Source organism: Pseudomonas fragi, assembly GCF_002269505.1.
GTDB classification, from domain to species: Bacteria; Pseudomonadota; Gammaproteobacteria; order Pseudomonadales; family Pseudomonadaceae; genus Aquipseudomonas; species Aquipseudomonas fragi_D.
Map to the genome: position 1 here is coordinate 193,887 of NZ_NQKQ01000005.1, position 20,189 is coordinate 214,075.

The following is a 20,189-nucleotide window of genomic DNA, read 5'->3' on the forward strand; positions in this document are numbered from 1 at the left end:
ACGGTAATGATTCTCAATAGTCAACACTGGCTGTGGGAGCGGGCTTGCTATTTTGCTGCGGTTTGTACCGGCGCTGGTGCCTGGCACAAGGTGTTGGTGCCCGGTTGCAGGTAGGGAGTAAGGATGGGTGCCATGCCCTTAAGCACTTGCACCGGCAGTGCAGAGGTGAATTTGAAGGCTTCGGCCGAGCGCCCCGGAACGAACGCGGTCAAGGTGCCGAAGTGATGTTCGCCGATATAAAACACGAAAGTAGCTGTGCGATTGATCGACTTGGAACTCAGTATCCGCCCACCGGCCCCCATGTTTTCGATACGGTTGTCGCCGGTGCCGGTCTTGCCGCCCATGGCCAGCGGTGTGCCGTCTTCGAGCTTGAAGCTGCCCGACACCCGCCGCGCCGTGCCGGCATCCACCACTTGTGACAGGGCTTCGCGCAGGGCCGTGGCGACTTCGCTGGGCATGACCCGCACGCCAGCGTCGGGGTCGTTGATCAGGCGGGTTTCATAGGGGGTATCAGCGGCGAAATTCAAGGTATCAATGCGCAACACCGGCAAACGTACGCCATCGTTGAGGATAATGCCCATCAACTCGGAGAGAGCTGCCGGGCGATCCCCCGAGCTACCAAGGGCGGTCGCAAGAGAGGGCACCAGATGATCGAACGGGTAGCCGACCTTTTGCCAGCGTTGATGAATATCCAGAAACGCTTCGATCTCCAGCATGGTGCGGATGCGGCTGTCGCGGGCGCTTTTGTGCCGACTTTTAAACAGCCAGCTGTAGACTTCCTGGCGCTCATGTTCGCTGGCGGCCACAGCTTGCTGGAAGGTAGCCTGCGGGTTATTGAGTAAATACCCCAGCAACCACAGATCCAGCGGGTGGACTTTGGCGATATAGCCCTGGTCGGGAAGGTTGTAGGCACCGGGACCATAGCCCTGATACAACTTGTCCAGGCGTTCGTCAGTGACCTTGTCGCTAGTCAAATGCGAGCGCACAAAGCGGTTAAAGGTGGCCTGGTCGGCATTGGGGAACAGGTAGCGATGCACCGCCGACATACGGATGGCGGTGGGGTGCATGCTGTCCAGGAAGGTGTCAAGGCGGGCCTTGGAGTCTTTACCGCGGTATTTCTTCCAGAACTTGAGCATGAATGTGGTGCCTTCGCGGTCGGCGAAGCGGCTCAGGTACTCCTGGCGCAGCGGGTTGCTGTCGTCACTGAGCAGGTCGGCGTTGTTGCTTGGCGATTGATAGCTGGTGTAACGCACCACGTCGCGCATCAGGCGCACAAAGGGCAGGTTGATCGATTCACGGATCGAGTCGCGCAGCGTCGCAATGCGGTTGTTGTCCTGGCTACGAAAGTTGTGGAAGTGATGCATGCCGCCACCGGTAAAAAAACCTTCGCCGGGGTTAGCTGAATACTGACGGTCGAGTGCGGCATTCAGCATGGACGATAGTGGTGCGCCGGGGTTTTCGATCAGGTACGACAGTGCCCAGCGGGTCAGTGGGTCCTGGTTGGTGATGGGGATTTTTTTCAGCGTTGCACCAGGCTGACTGCCATAGCGATCGTGCAGCTCGGAAATTATTTGCAGGTAGGTGGTCAGCACCCGCAGCTTGGCGGTGGAGCCCAGTTCCAGTTTGCTGCCTTCATTGATATCGAAGGGCTGGTCGGTGCTGTCGGTTTGCACCCGGGCGCGGGCGCCATCCGGTGTGAGTTCAAACAGGGTGAAGCTGTAGCGCACCTGCGCGGTGCTGGTGGGGGTGAGCAGATAGGGGCCGAGCAAGCCGATTTTTCCGGCAAAAGCGGGATCTGCCAGTTGACGCAGATAGTCACTGACCTGGCCCTGCAGGTCGCCTTGCAAGGTGCTGGTAGCAGACAGGTCAAGGCGGTCGAGGTCATACAGCGGGCGTTTGAGCAGCACCGAAAGGCGGCTGCGGGCCACGCTGATGCCCTTGTTTGTTTCGTTCGGTTGCAGGGTGGGGGCCTGTGCCCAGTCGCGATAGGTCACATGGCTGGCCAGCGCCGCAGCGGTCAATGCCGGCTCTATTACGTTGTTTTGCGCCAGCAGGCGGATATGGCTGTCGGTCAGTTGCGCCAGCTCCTCGCGGCCCTTGGCCAGATAGTGCGACGGCCTGCGCTGGGCAATCATCAGTGACAGCACCTCGCGCAGGGCCAGGCCTTTTTGCGCCAGGCTGTGAGGGTCAGAGGCGTTGCTGTTCAGTTGCGCGTTGACCTTGTTGAAATCGGCGTCGTACCACACCCGTAACCCTTCGGCCATGCCGTGGACTTCGCCGTGGCCGGGCACTGCCGACAGCGGCACGCTGTTGAGGTAATCGCGCACCACCTTTTGCCTGGCGTGAAGGGTTTTGGGGCCGTCCTGATAGGCACGCACACTGGCAGAAATCATCTGGCGCAATTTTTCGCTGCCTGACAGCGTCAGCCCGTCGGGGGAGTGCCGATACTTCTCCAACTGGGTGGCCAGGGTACTGCCGCCTGCTGATTGTCCCGGCAGGTGCAGCAGTTTTGCCGCCTGGGAGTAAGCCGCCACGGCAAAGCGCGGCCAGTCCACGGCGGGGTTGGCCTGTGGCTCATCAGGGTTTAGCAGGTCGCGGTTTTCGATAAACAGCAAGCTGTGAACCACCAGCGGGGGGATGCTGGCAAAGCTCGAATAGAGCTGCTGCGGGTAGTTGTACTGATAGAGCGGGCTGCCTGCACAGTCGGTGATCGAGAGTCCGGTCTGGATTTTTTCTGAGTAGGGTACGAAAAACCCTTTTTCGCTATAGCTCAGGAGCGCGGGTGAAAAGCGGCTTTGTTGAGTAATAACGTAATCACGTTTTTGCAGGCGTGACAGAAAGTCGCCCAGCGCGCTGTAGCCCAAACGTTTATCGAAGGGGCCTTCGCCGGGATAAAATATTGCGTCGCTGGGCCCTGCATGCATCGAATAGCTCAGGGACGCGGCAAAGCTGCTGAACTCGCGGGCCTGCATTCTGGAGCTGCGCACCTCCTGGGCAATCACAAGCCCCAGCACAACCAGGGCGCCCAGCACGATAAGCCCGAGCACAAACCATCCAAAGCGCCTTGGCTTAGGAGGGGGTGGCGGGGGGGCGGCATCGTCCATGTCTGCTGATGACCCCGTCGTTTTTTTGGAGCTGGAGTTCCACAGTACGCCCATAGTCGACAGATCCACATACGCATATTGGTTGCGCTTGATAGAAGCGTAGACGTTGGCAGATGCAGGTGAAAAATTTGTGAGGCTTATCTGGTAACTCTGTAGGCATGGACTGTTGAGAGGTTGTCATCTATGCAAAGCCGGAATGTATCGGCAGCTTGGTTTGCTCATGTAAGTACAGGAATAGAGCTCTTGCGGCAGGTAAATAGGTCGTAGGTAGGGGCATGACTGTGCACCAACGCTGTGCAATACTCGCCGCCGATCTCAGTAGGGCACTTCTCTTTTGACCTATCGACCTACAAGGTCAGGGCCGGTCAGGGGGCAAGGCAGGTGACCCACCCGTCTTTTCGAGCGCTTTGTTGATGTATATCCAATAACAATACGAGGTTGTACTTTTATGCCAGTCGGCAACCACCAGCCCCACACAGACAGCGTGCAGGGCGGTCCACTCAAACGCGAACTGGGCGAGCGCCACATTCGCCTGATGGCGCTTGGCGCCTGTATCGGCGTAGGCCTGTTCCTGGGCTCGGCCAAAGCAATCGAAATGGCCGGCCCGGCCATTATGCTGTCCTACATCATCGGTGGCCTGGCCATCCTGGTGATCATGCGTGCACTGGGCGAAATGGCCGTGCACAACCCGGTAGCCGGTTCGTTCAGCCGCTACGCCCAGGATTACCTCGGCCCGTTGGCCGGGTTTTTGACCGGCTGGAACTACTGGTTCCTGTGGCTGGTGACCTGCGTGGCGGAAATCACCGCCGTGGCGGTGTACATGGGCATCTGGTTCCCCGATGTACCGCGCTGGATCTGGGCCCTGGGGGCGCTGATCAGTATGGGCTCGATCAACCTGATCGCGGTCAAGGCGTTTGGCGAGTTCGAGTTCTGGTTTGCCCTGATCAAAATCGTCACCATCATTGCGATGGTCTTCGGTGGTATCGGCATTATCGCGTTCGGCTTCGGTAATAACGGTGTTGCACTGGGTATTTCCAACCTCTGGGCCCACGGTGGATTTTTGCCAAATGGCATCCAGGGCGTGTTGATGTCCTTGCAGATGGTGATGTTCGCCTACCTCGGCGTCGAGATGATCGGCCTGACTGCCGGCGAAGCCAAGAACCCGCAAAAGACCATCCCTAGTGCGATTGGCTCGGTGTTCTGGCGTATTCTGCTGTTCTACGTCGGCGCACTGTTCGTGATTCTGTCTATCTACCCGTGGAACGAAATCGGCACTTCGGGCAGCCCGTTTGTGATGACCTTTGAGCGTCTGGGTATCAAGACAGCGGCAGGCATCATCAACTTTGTGGTGATTACGGCGGCACTGTCTTCGTGCAACGGCGGTATTTTCAGCACCGGGCGCATGCTCTACAGTCTGGCGCAAAATGGCCAGGCCCCGGCCAACTTCGCCACTACCGCAAAAAACGGTGTGCCCCGTCAGGCCTTGCTCCTGTCGATTGCCGTGCTGTTGCTGGGCGTAGTGCTTAATTACATGGCGCCGGAGAAGGTCTTCGTCTGGGTAACGGCCATTGCGACTTTCGGCGCGATCTGGACCTGGCTGATGATCCTGCTGGCGCAACTGCGCTTTCGCAAGAACCTGAGCCCGCAGGAAGCGGCGGCCCTGAAGTACCGCATGTGGCTGTACCCATATAGCTCGTACGCGGCATTGGGGTTCTTGCTGATGGTAGTAGGGCTAATGGCTTACTTCGAAGAAACCCGAATCGCACTGTTTGTAGGTCCGGCATTCCTGATTCTGCTGACTGTGCTGTTCTATGTGTTCAAGCTGCAGCCTACGCAGCGCACAGCGGCCAAGGCCCTCTAAGGGGTTGAATGTGGGAGCGAGACTGCTCGCGATGAGATCCCCCCGGTCTGTCTGACAGGCCGCGGCGTTTGCATCGCGAGCAGGCTCGCTCCCACAGCAGCAAGAGCTACATCTGCTCAGGCCTTGCCCAGACGTTTGTTCCAGTCCAGCCAGGCCGCCAGTACGGCCATGATCCCCACGCCCATCAAGGCGCTGAATACCTTTACGACAAACCCGTCACCGCCCAGTGCATTGAGCATGTCGGCCAGCGGCGCCAGGATCACGCCCAGGCAGAACACTTCCAGCGAGTAACGACCCATGCGGCATGATTGGCGGGCAAACCAGTTGTTCAGCCAGCCACCGTGGGGCACCACTTTGGCCGCGACATAAGCCAGGGCCAGAAAATGCAGCAGGCGCACCGGTGAAAGGTTGGTCTTGCTGATCGGGTACAGGTGCTCGCCCAGCCAAAGTGGCATAAGTGCATCGTGCAGTTGCGGCCATCGCCATGACAGTGCCAACAACCCCGTCACCAGCAGATAGGCCACCGCACCCACAAACACCGGCTGACGTGACAGGGGGCGGTTTTGTGCTGCTTTAGGTTGCTGCCCGTGAATCGCCGCTGCACCGCCCAGAATAAACAGGAACTGCCAGGCCATAGGGTTGAAAAACCACACGCCGCCTTCCTGTGCTGCGAGGTTCCACACCGGTGCCAGCAAGTACAGGGCCAAGGACACGGCAACCACATAGCGGGCCTTGCGCAGCAGCATCGGCAGCACCAGCGGCAAACCCAGCAACAGCACGATATAGAGCGGCAGCGGGTCCATCAGGTTAGGCTTGAAGCGCAGCAGCAACTCGTCGGTGAGGGCCTGTTGCGGGTTGCTCAGGAAGTACTGTAGGCCCATTTCCTGAACCAGATCACGGGTCTCGACGTGGCTGTTGGCAAAAAACACGATGCCCATCAGCACCGCCAACAAGAAAATATGTACCACATACAGCACCCAGGCGCGGCGCAGGATTTTCACGCAGGCGACCAACAAACCGTCTCGTTGAGCGATTTTGCCGTAGGCCAGTACGGCGGCATAACCGGCCAGGAAGACAAAAATCTCCGCTGCATCACTGAGGCCGAAATTACGCACCGTCAGTTCGGCCAGCGGGTTGTGCGGGATGTGATCCCAAAAAATAAAAATCAGCGCCAGCCCGCGAAAAAAATCAATGCGGTGGTCGCGTCCGTTCAGCATCACGGCGAGTACTCAAACAAAGGGTTTAATTAAGACCGATGGGCGCTGCAGAGGTTGCGCGCCGCGTATCGGCGGCGCGCAGGGTGAGGGTATTGCGGGCTAAATGCAAAGGTTGGGTATTACTTAATGTCTCAGCAGTTGCTGGCACAAGCCTGGCAGCGCGCCATTGCCGCGCTGCCAGTTGGTGGAGCGTCAGGCTGCCGCTATTTCATTGGCCTCAAAGCTGTCGGCACGGGCCATTTGCCACATGCGCGAATAGAACTCGCCATTGACCTCGCCGGTCAGCAGTTCGCCGGGTTTGAGGAACACATGCAACTGTGAGAACAGTTTGATTTCGGTGGCAGACATGCGTCGTACCAGATGCTTGGCCTTGAGCTGTGCCGGGTGTTCGAGGCCTGCTGCGGCGAGCATTTCGGCCAGGGCTTTGAGGGTGTTGCGGTGGAACTGCACAACCCGTTGGGCCTTGTCCGGCACTACAAGCGCGCGCTGGCGCAAGGTGTCCTGGGTGGCCACGCCGGTGGGGCACTTGTTGGTATGGCACGATTGCGACTGAATGCAGCCGATGGCAAACATAAAGCCACGCGCCGAGTTGGCCCAATCGGCACCAATGGCCAGCACGCTGGCAATATCGAAGGCGCTGACAATCTTGCCGCTGGCGCCGAGCTTGATCTTGTCACGCAGGTTCAGGCCCACCAGGGTGTTATGCACGAACAACAAGCCTTCGCGCAGCGGTGCGCCGATATGATCGGTGAACTCCACGGGTGCGGCGCCGGTGCCGCCTTCCTTGCCGTCAATCACGATAAAGTCCGGCAGGATGCCGGTTTCCAGCATGGCCTTGGCAATGCCCATAAACTCCCATGGATGACCCAGGCAAAACTTGAAGCCTACGGGTTTACCGCCCGACAACTCACGCAACTGGGCGATAAATTGCATCAGCTCGATCGGCGTTGAAAAGGCGCTGTGGCGCGAAGGCGAGATGCAGTCTTCGCCCATGGGCACACCGCGGGTTTCGGCGATTTCTGCGGTCACTTTGTGCTTGGGCAGAATGCCGCCGTGGCCCGGCTTGGCGCCCTGGCTCATCTTGATTTCGATCATCCGAACCTGTGGCGTACGGGCCTGGGCGGCAAAACGCTCAGGGTCGAAACGCCCGTCCGAGGTGCGGCAACCGAAGTAGCCACTGCCCAGTTCCCAGGTCAGGTCACCACCATTCTCACGGTGATAGGAACTGATACTGCCTTCGCCCGTGTCGTGGGCAAAGTTACCAAGTTTTGCACCTTGATTGAGGGCGCGGATGGCGTTGGCGCTCAGCGAACCAAAGCTCATGGCCGATATGTTGAAAATCGACGCTGAGTACGGCTGGCTGCATTGCGGGCCGCCCACCACGATGCGAAAGCTGGCGGGGTCGGTCAACGGGGCCGGGCGCATGGAGTGGCCGATAAATTCAAAGCCGGGCTGGTAAACGTCAACCAGGGTGCCGAAAGGTTTGTCGGCACTTTCATTCTTGGCCCGTGAGTACACCAACGATCGTTGCGCCCGTGAGAAGGGCAGCGCGTCGCTGTCAGACTCCAGCAGGTATTGGCGAATTTCCGGGCGGATAGCCTCCACCAGATAGCGAATGTTGCCCAGGATCGGGTAATTGCGGCGCACCGCGTGGGGGCTTTGCAGCAGGTCAAAAATCCCCAGCAGGCTCAAGGCCAATGTCACGGCGGTGAAGGGCCACAGCCACTCATGGTGCATAAAGGGCAGGCTGGCGAGGGTGAAGACTACGCAAAATGCAAAAAACGCATAACGGCTTAACAGTGACAGGCTCATACGGTTTCCTGTTTCAGGCTGATCTGTTCCGTCAGGCGGGGAGCCTGAAGTGGTCGAGAACAGAAAAAGGACAATAGAACCCTCTCTTTGAGTCGGAGGTTTGCAGGGGGAGTGTTGGCCATCTATCACGCAAATGCCAACGCCCTGTCAGATTATTCATTGAACGGGATTTCATCTGCGCCGGCATCCCGACCAAAGTCGGGCGTTTCATACAGAAGGCGCGGGTAAAAATGCCATCTGTGTATTTTCAGGGGCGTCGGGTCATGTAATCCTTCTCGGCCTTCCTGATCTGTTGGCCGAAATCCGTGACCTCTTTTGAATCTGCAACCTGCAAAATCATCCGTATTGCCGCTGCCGTATTGATCGGCCCTGATGGCCGAACCCTGCTGGTGCGCAAGCGCGGCACCCAGGCCTTTATGCAGCCCGGTGGCAAGATCGATGCCGGTGAGCAGCCGGTCGAAGCGCTGGCCCGCGAGCTGGAAGAGGAGCTGGCACTGGTGATCGACCCGGCCAGCGCCACCTGGCTGGGCCATTTCGCCGCCCCGGCGGTCAATGAGCCGGGTTTTGAGGTGCAAGCCGAGCTGTTTCTGGTGCATATCAGTCAGCCAGTAGTGGCTGCGGCAGAAATTGAAGAAGTGCAGTGGATCGATCCTCAAGGCGATGGTGGCCTGGTTCTGGCGCCCTTGACCCGGGATCTGGTCCTGCCGTTTTATCGCAAGACGTTGCTGACCAGGACTGCCTGATGATTCCAGCCCATGATCTGCTGATTTTTGCTGCGGCCTGCCTGCTGCTGGTGCTGACGCCGGGGCCGAACATGATTTATCTGATATCGCGCTCCATCTGCCAGGGGCGCAAGGCCGGAGTCACGTCGTTGCTCGGGGTGGTGGCGGGTTTTTTCGTGCACATGTTCGCCGCAGCTGCGGGGCTGACGGCGGTGTTTATGGCTGTACCGATGGCCTATGAGTTGCTCAAGTGGGCTGGCGCCCTGTATCTGCTGTGGATGGCCTGGCAAGCGGTACGCCCGGGTGCCCGATCGCCGTTCCAGGCTCAGGAACTGGCGCCCGATTCCACCTCGAAATTGATGACCATGGGCTTTATGACCAGCGTATTGAACCCCAAGGTGGCGGTGTTCTATCTATCGGTTTTCCCGCAATTCATCACCCCGGAACACGGTTCGATGTTCACACAGAGTATTGTATTGGGCCTGACGCAAATCAGCGTCAGTTTCACGGTTAACCTGCTGATTGCACTGTTTGCCAGCGGCATCGCCGTATGGTTTGTGCGTAATCCGCTGTGGCTGGCGGTGCAGCGCTATGTGATGGGCTGCGTGCTGGCTGCACTGGCGGTGAGATTGATGCTGGAACAACGTAAAACCGTATGATCTGGACCTGTAATGGCTATAGAACTGCTTGAACCTGCAAACGCCAAGGCTTACCGCCAGTTGATGCTGGAGGCCTACGCGCTGCACCCCGAGGCTTTTGTTTCCTCCATAGCCCGGCGTGAGAAATTGCCGCTGAGTTGGTGGGAAGCCAAATTGGACGATGAGCTGAGTGCCCAGTTTGGTGCTTTTGTCGATTCGCAACTGGTGGGCATTGTCGGCCTTGCTTTCGAACCCTGGGAAGATGCCCGGCACAAGGCCACGCTGTTTGGCTTGTATGTGAACGAGGCTTTTCGTGGGCAGGGGCTGGGTGAGGATCTGGTGCAGGCGGTGCTGTCACTGGCCGAACAAGAGCCTGAAATCAAGATGATTGAACTGAGCGTCAGTGCCAACAGCCATGCTGCACTGGCGTTGTACAAGCGCTGTGGTTTTGAGCAGTCGGGGCTGGAAGACAGTGCGATCCGGGTAGGGGAGGCCTATTACGACCGGGTGCATATGCGCCGGCCTTGCCCTCACCCCAACCCTCTCCCGGAGGGAGAGGGGGCTAATTCCTAGTGTTCTTGAATTCAGTACTTACCTGACGGCACTCACCCCGTCCAGCGTCGAAAATGACGTGTCTTTGGCAGTCAGCAAAAAGTCGCGCATGTACGGGGCATCCAGCATGTCGGCGCGGATCGCGGCGTACAGCGTCGCAAACAAGCCTTTCTCGCCCAGGCGCTTGGCCTTCACATAACCCCGTGAGCTGTATTCATGCAGCGCCCAGTGCGGCATCCCGCACACGCCCCGGCCGCTGGCAACCAGTTGCATCATCATTACTGTCAGCTCCGAGGTGCGTACCTGTGCGGGTTCGACATCGGCCGGTTCCAGGAAGCGGGTAAAGATATCGAGCCGGTCGCGCTCCACCGGGTAGGTGATCAGGATTTCAGTGCTCAGGTCTTCAGGCACGATAAACGGCTTGCTGGCCAATGGATGCTGGTTGGCTACCGCCAGCATAGCTTCGTAGGTAAATAGCGGTACATAGGTCAGACCGGCGATTTCCTGTGGGTCGGATGTCACCACCAGATCCAGGTCACCCCTGGCCAGTGCCGGCAACGGGGCGAAGGCAAAGCCGGAAGCCAGGTCCAGTTCGACCTCGGGCCAGGCATCGCGGAACTGATCGATGGTTGGCATCAACCACTGAAAGCAGCTGTGGCATTCAATCGCCATGTGCAGACGCCCGGCCGTACCGCCGACCAGGCGCGCGATATCGCGCTCGGCACCGCGCAGCAGTGGCAGCATGGCATCGGCCAGTTGCAGCAGGCGCAATCCGCCGCTGGTGAAGCGAACCGGTTTGGTTTTGCGCACAAACAGGGGCATGCCCATGCGCTCTTCGAGTTCTTTGAACTGGTGGGATAAAGCGGACTGGGTCAGGTGCAGGCGCTCGGCTGCTTCGACCAGACTGTCTGACTCGCGCAACGCGTGCAGGGTTTTGAGGTGACGAATTTCCAGCACAGTGGCTCCATGAGTAACTTTGATGATCAACACGAAAACGTTGAGTTTGTCTCATGTTGCAGCGGGTGTCGATAATAGTGCCATTACTTACACGAAGGAATGTTGTTATGGCCCTGGCACACAATCTTGGTTTCCCGCGTATCGGCGCAGACCGCGAGCTGAAAAAAGCACTCGAAGCCTACTGGAAAGGCGATATCGATCAGGCCGCGCTGAAAAACGTTGGCTGTCAATTGCGGGCCACACACTGGCAGTTGCAAAAGGATGCAGGCATCGATTTGCTGCCGGTCGGTGACTTTGCCTGGTACGACCAGGTACTGACCCACTCGCTGACTTTCGGGGTCATCCCTCAGCGCTTCGCCAGTACCCTGGACGAGCAACGCCGTCCGACGCTGAACACGCTGTTTGGCATGGCTCGCGGCGCCAGCCAGAGCTGTTGCGGCGGTGAGCACAGCAAGGGCCAGTACGCCCAGGAACTGACCAAGTGGTTCGATACCAACTACCACTATCTGGTGCCGGAATTCAGCTTTGACCAGCGTTTCGAGTTGAGCTGGAACCAACTGTTCGAAGAAACCGCCGAGGCACTGGCTCTGGGCCATAAGGTCAAGCCGGTCATCATTGGCCCGCTGACCTACTTGTGGCTAGGCAAGGCCAAAGGCAACGAATTCAACAAGCTCGACCTGCTGGAAAACCTGCTGCCGGTTTACGCGGACATTCTTTCCCGTCTGGCGGAGCAGGGCGTGGAATGGGTGCAGATCGACGAGCCGATCCTGTCGCTCGACCTGCCACAGGAATGGAAAAACGCTTTTGAGCGCGCTTATCACATTCTTCAATACTCGCCACTGAAGAAGCTGGTTGCTACTTACTTCAGCGGCCTGGAAGACAACCTTGGCCTGGCGGTTGGCCTGCCGGTCGAAGGTCTGCACGTGGATCTCGTGCGTGCTCCCGACCAGTTGCACGGGATTCTCGATCGGCTGCCGACTTACAAAGTGCTGTCCCTGGGCCTGGTCAACGGTCGCAACGTATGGCGCTGCGATCTAGAAAACGCCCTGGCACAACTGCAGGAAGCCGAAGAGCGTTTTGGCGACAATCTGTGGGTAGCCGGCTCCTGCTCGCTGTTGCACAGCCCGGTGGATCTGGACCGCGAAACCAAACTGGATGCCGAACTCAAAAGCTGGCTGGCCTTTGCCAAGCAAAAGTGCGCTGAAATTGCCGTATTGCGTGATGCGCTGAACATCCCGCAAGACCCCAAAGTACAGGCAGCCCTGGCCCAAAGCCGCGCCGTACAGCAAAGTCGGGCCAACTCGCCGCGCATTCACAAGGCCGCGGTACAAGCCCGTATTGCAGCGATCACTGACGCCGACAGTCAGCGTCAGTCACCCTTTGCTGCACGAATTGAAGTGCAGCGCGCCCGCTTGAATCTGCCGGCATTCCCGACCACCACAATCGGCTCGTTCCCACAAACTGCGTCGATTCGTCTGGCCCGTCAGTCGTACAAACAAGGCAGGTTGTCGGCCAGCGAATACACCGACGCCATGCACAGCGAAATCCGCAATGCCGTTCAAGTACAGGAGCGTCTGGGGCTGGATGTGCTGGTCCACGGTGAAGCCGAACGCAATGACATGGTCGAGTACTTCGCCGAGCAACTGGACGGCTATGTATTTACTCAATACGGCTGGGTACAGAGCTACGGTTCACGTTGCGTGAAACCGGCGATCATCTTCGGCGACCTGAGTCGCCCGAAAGCCATGACTGTGGAGTGGATCAAATACGCTCAAGGTCTGACCGACAAGGTGATGAAGGGCATGCTGACAGGTCCGGTGACCATGCTGATGTGGTCGTTCCCCCGCGAAGACGTGTCGCGCAAAGTGCAGGCGCAACAACTGGCGCTGGCCATCCGCGATGAAGTGGTCGACCTGGAAAAAGCCGGCATCAAGATTGTGCAGATCGACGAAGCCGCGTTCCGTGAAGGCTTGCCGCTGCGCCGCGCACAATGGCAGGAGTACCTGGACTGGGCGGTGGAAGCGTTCCGTCTGTGCGCCTCGGGCGTGGGCGATGAAACCCAGATCCACACCCATATGTGCTACAGCGAGTTCAACGACGTGATCAAGTCGATTGCCGAAATGGACGCCGATGTCATCACCATCGAAACCTCACGTTCGGACATGGAACTGCTGGAGGCCTTTGAAGCGTTCGACTACCCGAACGACATTGGCCCGGGTGTGTATGACATTCACTCGCCACGGGTGCCGGACACGGCCGAGATGGTCAAGTTGCTGAGCAAGGCAGCGCAGCGTATCCCGGCCGAGCGACTGTGGGTCAACCCCGACTGCGGCCTTAAAACCCGTGCCTGGGCCGAGACCGAAGCCGCACTGATCAACATGGTGGCGGCGGCACGGCAACTGCGCTTGCAAGCCGCTTAAGATCAAGATCCCCTCAACAGACGGTTTGCCTAACGTCAATCAAGCTCCCTCTCCCTCCGGGAGAGGAGTGGGTGAGAGGCTTTCGGGTGTTACCTGACAATTTTATCGACATGAATATCCAGCTTTTTCAGACGGTACCAGAAGCTGCGCTCTGAGATGCCGATCAACTGTGCCGCTGCAGCCTGTACGCCATTGGCCTGTTGCAGAGCGTTCAGGATGTAGGCTTTTTCGACTTCGGCCAGTGCCGCTTCCAGATCGACGGGCACGCCCGTTCCAGGGGCAAGCAGAGCACTGCTCTGGCCGGGCTTGGAGCTGAACAGATAGGGCGGCAGATCGCTGTCCTGGATGATGCTGCTGTTGGCCACAATGGTGGCGCGCTCGACGCAGTTTTGCAGTTCGCGGATGTTTCCTGGCCAGTTGTACTGGGCCATCGCCTGCAAGGCGGCGGGGCTGAACCCGGTGATGCGTTTACCTGCCGTTGCCCCCAGGTTATGGGCAAAGTGCCGCGCCAGCGGGGTGATGTCTTCAACGCGCTCGCGCAAGGCCGGCAGAGGGATCGGAAAGACATTCAGCCGGTAGTACAAGTCTTCACGAAACTCCTTGTCAGCCACGGCTTGCAGCAGATTTTTGTTGGTCGCGGCGATCACCCGTACATCCACCTTGCGCTCTCGCGGATCACCCACCGGCTCAATTACCCGCTCTTGCAGCGCCCGCAGGATCTTTGCCTGCAAGGCCAGGGGCATATCGCCCACTTCATCGAGAAACAGGGTGCCTTTGTCAGCCTGCATAAAGCGCCCGACCCGGTCTGCTACAGCGCCGGTAAAAGCGCCTTTGCGGTGGCCGAACATTTCGCTTTCAAGCAGCCCCTCGGGAATCGCCGCACAGTTAACCGCGACAAAGGGCTTGTCGGCGCGGCTGCCGTGCTTGTGGATGGCGCGGGCAACCATCTCTTTGCCAGTACCGCTTTCGCCGGTCAGCAGGATGGTGGCATTGCTCTCGCGTACCGAGTCGATGGCCTGCAGCACCCGGCGAAAGCTGGGGCTGTCACCAATCAGGCTGTCGATGTGCTGGTGCTCGTCCAGCTCGGCGCGCATGCGCGCGTTGTCGCACAGGATGTCGCGAAACTGCAGGGCTTTGCTGACGGTAATATCCAGTTCGTCGATGTCAAAGGGCTTGGCGATGTAGTCGTAGGCGCCGTTGCGCATGGACTGTACGGCGTTTTTTACCGTGCTGTAGGCAGTCATTACGATTACAGGCACATGGGGGTAGCGCAGTTTGACCTCGGCCAGCAGCTGCGGGCCATCCATTCCGGGCATGCGCCAGTCGCTGATCACCAGGTCGATGTCTTCCTGCTCCAGAACTTCCAGGGCCTGCAGGCCGTTGCTGGCAGTGAAGACCTGAATCTGGTTCTGGCTCAGTGCCGAACTGAGCAGATCGCAGAGTTTCGGTTCGTCGTCGACCACCAGCACGTTATGACTCATGTCTGATCCCCTCCGTGGGCCGGGATATACAAGTTGAATGTTGCTCCGGCGCCTTTTTCGCTGATGCATTCGATACGACCATCGTGGCTGTCCATGATGGAAAATACCTTGGCCAGCCCCAAACCTGTGCCTGAAGCTTTAGTGGTTACAAAGGGCGTGAAAATACGTTCAAGCATATCGGGTGCTATCCCTTCTCCAGTGTCGGCAATGCCAATAATCGTGTAGTCATCTTCACGGGTAATGCGTACGGTCAGGTGCCCGCCGTCGGGCATGGCGTCAATGGCATTCAGGATCAGGTTCAGGCACGCCTGTTTCAATTGGCCGGCATCGGCATACAGAGTGGCGCCCGGAGCCTGATCGTCGATCAGGGCATCGATGTTGTGGCTTTCCAGTTCCGGTTTGCAGAAGCCCAGGATGTCTTCCACCAAAGGTCGTGCGGCCTGTTGCGCGCGCACCGGGGCGCAGGGCTTGGCGAAGTCGAGAAACTCGGTTATCAGGTCGTTGATACGGGTCACTTCGCTGACCACGTATTCCAGATGGCGCTTGTCGGTTTCGCCCAGGTCGGCGCGACGGTGCAGCAGCTGCGTCGCGGTTTTGATAATGCCCAGCGGATTGCGGATTTCGTGGGCCAGGCCCATGGCCACTTCGCCCAGGGCATGCAGGCGGTCGCGACGGCGCAATTGGGCTTCGAGATGATGCAACTGGTCAAGCCTTGCCGTCATATGGTTGAAGGTACTGCTCAGTTCGGCCAGTTCGTCGTTGCCCGAGACCGCCACGCGCTGGTTGTAATCCCCGGCAATCACCGCGCGTACACCTTCGGACAGACCGCGCAACGGCCGGGTAAGGCGTTCGGAAACCAGCCAGCCAACGGTCAGGGACAGCACCGAGCCGAGCAGAAAGATCAGCGTGAACAGGTTGGTCTGGTTGACCAGCCCCACCAGGCTGGTATGGCGCAGCAAACCGCTGTAGATCACACCTTGCAGTTCCCCCTTATCGCTGAGGATCGGCCAGTAAAGGCCGCTGTAACGGCTGGTGAACTGTTCGCTGGGCTGGCGCGTGCTGCGCAGGATTTGCTCGATGGCATGGGGCACCATCGGCTGGCGGTCTTCAAAACGCTGGCTGGAAAAAATCTCGGCAAAACCCTTGGGGTTGGACAGGTACAGGCGCAAGTCGAGGGAGTGCACGTCAGCCACGCTGGTCAGGAAGCTGCTGTCCATATAGGTGGCCACCAGCAGTTGATAGTCGTCGCCATCCTGATTGCTGGCAAAAGTTGAGACCACAGTGCCGGTGGGCACGCCGTCAACATCGATGGTTTGCAGTACCGCATCGGGAGCCAGGCTGATCTGCTCGACGATGTTATCGCTGACCGTGCTGTACACCACCTTGTGGTCGCTGTCGCGAATCAGTGCCACCACGTCGATGCCCATGGCGTCGGCAATATCGCTGCTCAACCGGTCATGGCGCACGGCTTTATTTGAGGATGGCGGGTGGGTGTATTGCAGGAGCAATCTGGCGGCCCGGGCGTTATCCGCGAGGATCTCGCTGATCTCGTCCTTGACGATTTTGGTCGACTCCTGCAGCCAGACCCGTACGTTGCTGTCGAAAATTTGCGACAGGGTTGTCGCCGCCAATTCGGCGGCGATCATGGTCGGGATCACGCTGACTAGCCAGAACGCCAGCACCAGTTTGCGCTGTACGGTCCAGCGCGACACCTTGAAGGGTAGGGGCTGGTGCGATGAGTCAGGGGTGCTAGGCATCAATGCTCTCTGGGTGCTGGCGCAAGGGCGGATGAACAGTGTGTCTTGATCCGCAGCTGCCCGTCGAGTCTAGACCTCATGGGCAATGCCCGGCAGGCGGGAAGCGGCAGTGCTGCTGTTTTTCTTGATGAAGGCATCACTCAATTCGATCACGCTGCGGTATTGCAGGTCGACGGTGATCATGTGGTAGCAGTTGTCGAGCAGCACCTTGGTCACGGGCCCGCCCAGATGACGCTCGACGTAATCAGCGTTCCAGCGGCTGGTGATGTCGTCTTCGATGGAATGCACCACCAGGGCTTTGGTGGTGATCGAAGGCATGCGTTTTTTCACGACCGCATTCATCCGGTGCAGCTCGCGCACGGTGACGCCTTCCATCGTCAACAAGCCGGCATTGTTGCTTTCACCGGCTTTCATCTGGCGTTCGACAATGGCTCTTAATCGCTGGTTTTTAATACCGTAGGGCGGCTTTTCCTCAAAACTGCACAGGTGTACGCCAAAAGGGATTTTCATCAGCAGCGGGGTCATAAAGGCCAGCTTGTTGATGCTCCAGCCGTCGTAACGCAAGGTGGTGGAGTACATCAACAGCCCGGCGACCTGGCCCGGGTGTTCGGATGCCAGATACATCGACATTACTGCGCCCATCGACAGCCCGCCGACGAACACCTGCCCGTGGCGCTGGCGGATCCCGGCGAAGGTTTTACGCACCCCTTCGTACCAGTCCAGCCAGCCGGTGGCCTGCAGGTCGCTGTTGTCACCGCAGTGCCCGGCCAAGGTTGGGACGTACACCGTGCACGTCCCGTCCCTGGCCAGGCCCTGGGCCACCCGGCGCAACTCCGTCGGGGTGCCGGTGAGGCCGTGGATCAACAAGACCCCGACCTCTCCCGTGCCGAGAACGAAACCGGCGTCGCCTTCGCCCAGATCGATCTCAGCCCTGTTCATCGTTTCATGGCCCGGGCCAGCAGGCGGTCGAGCAGAGCGATGCCCAGATCGATTTCCGGGTAGCTGATTTCCAGCGACGGCGCCAGGGTGATCACGTTCTTGTAGTAGCCGCCCACGTCCAGAATCAGGCCCAGACGCTTGCCGTCGATTTCGATGTCGCCCTTCATGCCTTCTTCAACCATAAAGTCGAGGGTGGCCTTGTCCGGGGTGAAACCGTCCGGGCCGCAGATTTCGCATCGCAGGGCCAGGCCCAGACCGTCGACGTCACCGATGATCGGGTAGCGTTTTTGCAGATCTTGCAGGCCCTCGAGGAAGTACTTGCCCTTGGCCATGACCATCGCGCCGTAGTCGAATTCGCTGGTCATCTTGAACATTTCCAGGCCCACGGCGGTGCCCAGCGGGTTGGAGGCGAAGGTGGAGTGGGTCGAGCCCGGCGGGAACACTTTCGGGTTGATCAGCTCTTCACGGGCCCAGATGCCGCCCAGCGGGTTGAGGCCGTTGGTCAGTGCCTTGCCGAACACGATCACGTCGGGTTTGACGTCGAAGTGTTCGATGGACCACAGCTTGCCTGTGCGCCAGAAGCCCATCTGGATTTCGTCGACCACCATAAGGATGCCGTGCTGATCCAGCACGTGCTTGAGTTCGCTATAGAAGTTCATCGGCGGGATGACATAGCCGCCGGTGCCCTGGATCGGTTCGACGTAAAACGCGGCGTATTCGCTTTGCCCGACTTTCGGGTCCCACACACCGTTGTATTCGGTCTCGAACAGGCGAGCGAATTGCTGTACGCAGTGGCTGCCGTATTCTTCCTTGGTCATGCCTTTTGGCCCACGGAAGTGGTACGGGAACGGGATAAAGTTGGCACGTTCGCCAAAGTGGCCGTAGCGGCGGCGGTAGCGGTAGCTGGAGGTGATCGACGAGGCGCCGAGGGTACGGCCGTGGTAGCCGCCTTCGAAGGCGAACATCAGACTTTTGCCGTTGCTGGCGTTGCGCACCACCTTCAGCGAGTCTTCGATCGATTGCGAGCCGCCGACGTTGAAGTGCACGCGGCCGTCGAGGCCGAACTTGTTTTTGGCGTCAACCGCGATGCGCTCCGACAACTCGATCTTGCCTTTGTGCAGGTACTGGCTGGCGATCTGCGGCAGGGTGTCGATCTGTTGTTTTAGCGCATTGTTCAGGCGCGGGTTGGAATAACCGAAGTTGACCGCCGAGTACCACATTTGCAGGTCGAGGTAGGCCTGGTCTTCGGTATCCCAGACGTAGGAGCCTTCGCAGCGGCTGAAAATACGCGGTGGTTCGATGTAGTGAACGGTATCCCCGTAGGAGCAGTACTTGGCTTCTTTTTCCAGAAGAATCTGGTCTTCAGGGGTAGCGATTCGGATATCAGACATGATTGATGAGTTCCTGCTGTTCACGAGAATAGTGGGGGGCGTTGGCGGCGTGGCTCGGCAATTTGGCGAGCAGGGCCGGGAGTTCGGCAAAAGAGTCAAAGCGTGCGTAGGGGATACCGTTGCGTTCGCAGTGTTCGGCCAGGCTGTCCTTGGCAAAGACGAAGTCGGCGCTGGAGGCCACGCACATGTCGGAGCGGCCATCGCCAATCACCAGCACACGTTTGCCGCCGGGGGTGGATTTGCATTTGCAGTTGCCGGAGGCCGCGCGGCAGGCGTCGCTGGAATAAGGAAAATCAATGCGCCAGCTGTTCTGATCGACTTGACGCAGGCGGTTGGCTAGGATCGGCAGCAGGCTCACGTAGTTGCGGGCCAGGATGCGTGCGATGCCTTGTTCGATGCCGTCACTGACCACCTCGATGGAGGCGCCCAGGCCGATCACCTGGTCGACGAAGTCGGGGAAGTCGGGGTCAATCTCAACGCTGTCGAAATAGGCCAGCAGTTCGGCTGGCGTGGCTTTGACCAGCGCCAGCTGGCGGCTCAGGCATTCACGCGAACCGATTTTACCCTGCAACCATTGCTCTTCGATCGCTTCCCAGCTGGGGTCGGCGAAGCGTTGAAGAATGTTGTCGATGACGTCGGTGCCGGTAATGGTCCCGTCAAAATCACACACGATATGCCATTGCATCATCTGCATTGTCCTGTCGAAAAGACGCGCTTTTTGCGCTTGCTACAGGGCATTGCATTGACTGTGCCAATCGCCATAAGCCCCAGTTTATGGCGATTTTAGCGAGTTTTTTTCGAGATTTTCAGAGTGCCAGGCTACAAAAATTGTATCTTGCTACAAACAACATCAGTGCTTGCGCGAAGTGTATGAACAAGGGATTGATGCGCGTATGAATCCCTGTGGAACCCTGGCCATGAAAACCTCTGTCTGTACTTTTTTGCTGCTCATAGTGGTAGGGGCTGGCGCGCATGCCGCAGACGGCCCGAGTGGTGAGGCGGGGGTGGGGGTCGGGTATCAGCCCTATGATCCAAGTGGCAGTCGCTATCAGACAGTGCCGCTGCCGTACTTCGATGTGGACTGGGGGGATGTCAGCTTGGATACCGATGATGGCCTGACCTGGAGTGCCTTCAAGGTTGCTGGCTGGAGCGCGGGGCCGTTTCTTAACTACTTGTCGGGACGCAATGCCAATGGCTCGTTGCGCGGGTTGCGTGATGTCCCGGACATGGCGCAGGTGGGGGGCTTTGTGCAGTACAGCCCTGCCGAGTATTGGCGTGTGTACGCGCAGCTTGGCCAGGCAGTGGGTGGTGCGGGTGGTCAGGGCGGGGTATTGGGGC

At 58.8% G+C, this 20,189-nt stretch carries 15 protein-coding genes; 6 read left to right on the forward strand and 9 right to left on the reverse strand.

Annotated elements, in window-relative coordinates; all coding sequences use genetic code 11:
* Nucleotides 1-47: 47 nt before the first annotated feature.
* On the reverse strand, nt 48-3,158 hold the full coding sequence (locus CJU81_RS07060; protein WP_095036043.1) for a transglycosylase domain-containing protein: 3,111 nt from the start codon (nt 3,156-3,158) through the stop codon (nt 48-50).
* Between the two features lie 394 nt (nt 3,159-3,552).
* Here CJU81_RS07060 and CJU81_RS07065 point away from each other — a divergent pair, with 394 nt between their 5' ends.
* On the forward strand, nt 3,553-4,965 hold the full coding sequence (locus tag CJU81_RS07065; protein WP_095036044.1) for an amino acid permease: 1,413 nt from the start codon (nt 3,553-3,555) through the stop codon (nt 4,963-4,965).
* Nucleotides 4,966-5,081: 116 nt separating this feature from the next.
* On the opposite strand, the gene CJU81_RS07070 is transcribed toward CJU81_RS07065, so the two are convergent.
* Both CJU81_RS07070 and CJU81_RS07075 read right to left on the reverse strand, forming a co-directional pair.
* A complete protein-coding gene (locus tag CJU81_RS07070) occupies nt 5,082-6,182 on the reverse strand; it encodes an OpgC domain-containing protein (protein WP_176464810.1) in 1,101 nt (366 codons plus the stop codon).
* 192 nt (nt 6,183-6,374) lie between these two features.
* Nucleotides 6,375-7,994: an FMN-binding glutamate synthase family protein gene (locus CJU81_RS07075; protein ID WP_095029196.1), complete on the reverse strand. Its 1,620-nt coding sequence runs from the start codon at nt 7,992-7,994 to the stop codon at nt 6,375-6,377.
* A 305-nt stretch (nt 7,995-8,299) separates the two neighbouring features.
* Between CJU81_RS07075 and CJU81_RS07080 the strand changes: the two genes are divergently transcribed.
* From CJU81_RS07080 to CJU81_RS07090, 3 genes are read left to right on the forward strand one after another with little or no spacing between them, the layout of a single operon-like run.
* Nucleotides 8,300-8,737, forward strand: a complete 438-nt coding sequence (locus tag CJU81_RS07080; RefSeq protein ID WP_095036046.1) for an NUDIX hydrolase — start codon at nt 8,300-8,302, stop codon at nt 8,735-8,737.
* Nucleotides 8,737-9,375 carry a LysE family translocator gene (locus tag CJU81_RS07085; protein WP_095036047.1) on the forward strand — a complete coding sequence of 213 codons (639 nt, stop codon included), beginning with the start codon at nt 8,737-8,739 and terminating at the stop codon, nt 9,373-9,375. The genes CJU81_RS07080 and CJU81_RS07085 overlap by 1 nt, the downstream gene beginning before the upstream one ends.
* A gap of 12 nt (nt 9,376-9,387) precedes the next feature.
* On the forward strand, nt 9,388-9,927 hold the full coding sequence (locus CJU81_RS07090; protein WP_095036048.1) for a GNAT family N-acetyltransferase: 540 nt from the start codon (nt 9,388-9,390) through the stop codon (nt 9,925-9,927).
* Nucleotides 9,928-9,945: 18 nt separating this feature from the next.
* Here the strand turns inward: CJU81_RS07090 and metR are convergent, their stop codons facing one another.
* Entirely contained in the window at nt 9,946-10,863 is a 918-nt protein-coding gene (gene metR / locus CJU81_RS07095; protein WP_016779668.1) for a transcriptional regulator MetR, read from the reverse strand.
* Between the two features lie 107 nt (nt 10,864-10,970).
* Between metR and metE the strand changes: the two genes are divergently transcribed.
* Complete coding sequence (gene metE, locus CJU81_RS07100) at nt 10,971-13,283, forward strand: 5-methyltetrahydropteroyltriglutamate--homocysteine S-methyltransferase (RefSeq protein WP_095036049.1); 2,313 nt, start codon at nt 10,971-10,973, stop codon at nt 13,281-13,283.
* An 89-nt stretch (nt 13,284-13,372) separates the two neighbouring features.
* Here the strand turns inward: metE and CJU81_RS07105 are convergent, their stop codons facing one another.
* The 5 genes from CJU81_RS07105 to CJU81_RS07125 form a co-directional block, all read right to left on the reverse strand.
* Complete coding sequence (locus tag CJU81_RS07105) at nt 13,373-14,764, reverse strand: sigma-54-dependent transcriptional regulator (RefSeq protein ID WP_095036050.1); 1,392 nt, start codon at nt 14,762-14,764, stop codon at nt 13,373-13,375.
* Nucleotides 14,761-16,521 (reverse strand): sensor histidine kinase, encoded by a 1,761-nt coding sequence (locus CJU81_RS07110; RefSeq protein ID WP_095036051.1) that lies wholly within the window; start codon nt 16,519-16,521, stop codon nt 14,761-14,763. The genes CJU81_RS07105 and CJU81_RS07110 overlap by 4 nt, the downstream gene beginning before the upstream one ends.
* A gap of 69 nt (nt 16,522-16,590) precedes the next feature.
* Nucleotides 16,591-17,460, reverse strand: a complete 870-nt coding sequence (locus CJU81_RS07115) for an alpha/beta hydrolase (protein WP_095036052.1) — start codon at nt 17,458-17,460, stop codon at nt 16,591-16,593.
* Nucleotides 17,457-18,851, reverse strand: coding sequence for an aspartate aminotransferase family protein (locus CJU81_RS07120; RefSeq protein WP_095036053.1), 1,395 nt, complete (start codon nt 18,849-18,851; stop codon nt 17,457-17,459). Before CJU81_RS07120 ends, CJU81_RS07115 begins: the two co-directional genes overlap by 4 nt.
* Entirely contained in the window at nt 18,844-19,539 is a 696-nt protein-coding gene (locus tag CJU81_RS07125) for an MtnX-like HAD-IB family phosphatase (protein WP_095036054.1), read from the reverse strand. Before CJU81_RS07125 ends, CJU81_RS07120 begins: the two co-directional genes overlap by 8 nt.
* A gap of 229 nt (nt 19,540-19,768) precedes the next feature.
* On the opposite strand from CJU81_RS07125, the gene CJU81_RS07130 reads away from it, so the two are divergent.
* On the forward strand, nt 19,769-20,189 hold a 421-nt coding region (locus CJU81_RS07130), incomplete at its 3' end, for a MipA/OmpV family protein (protein WP_141232584.1).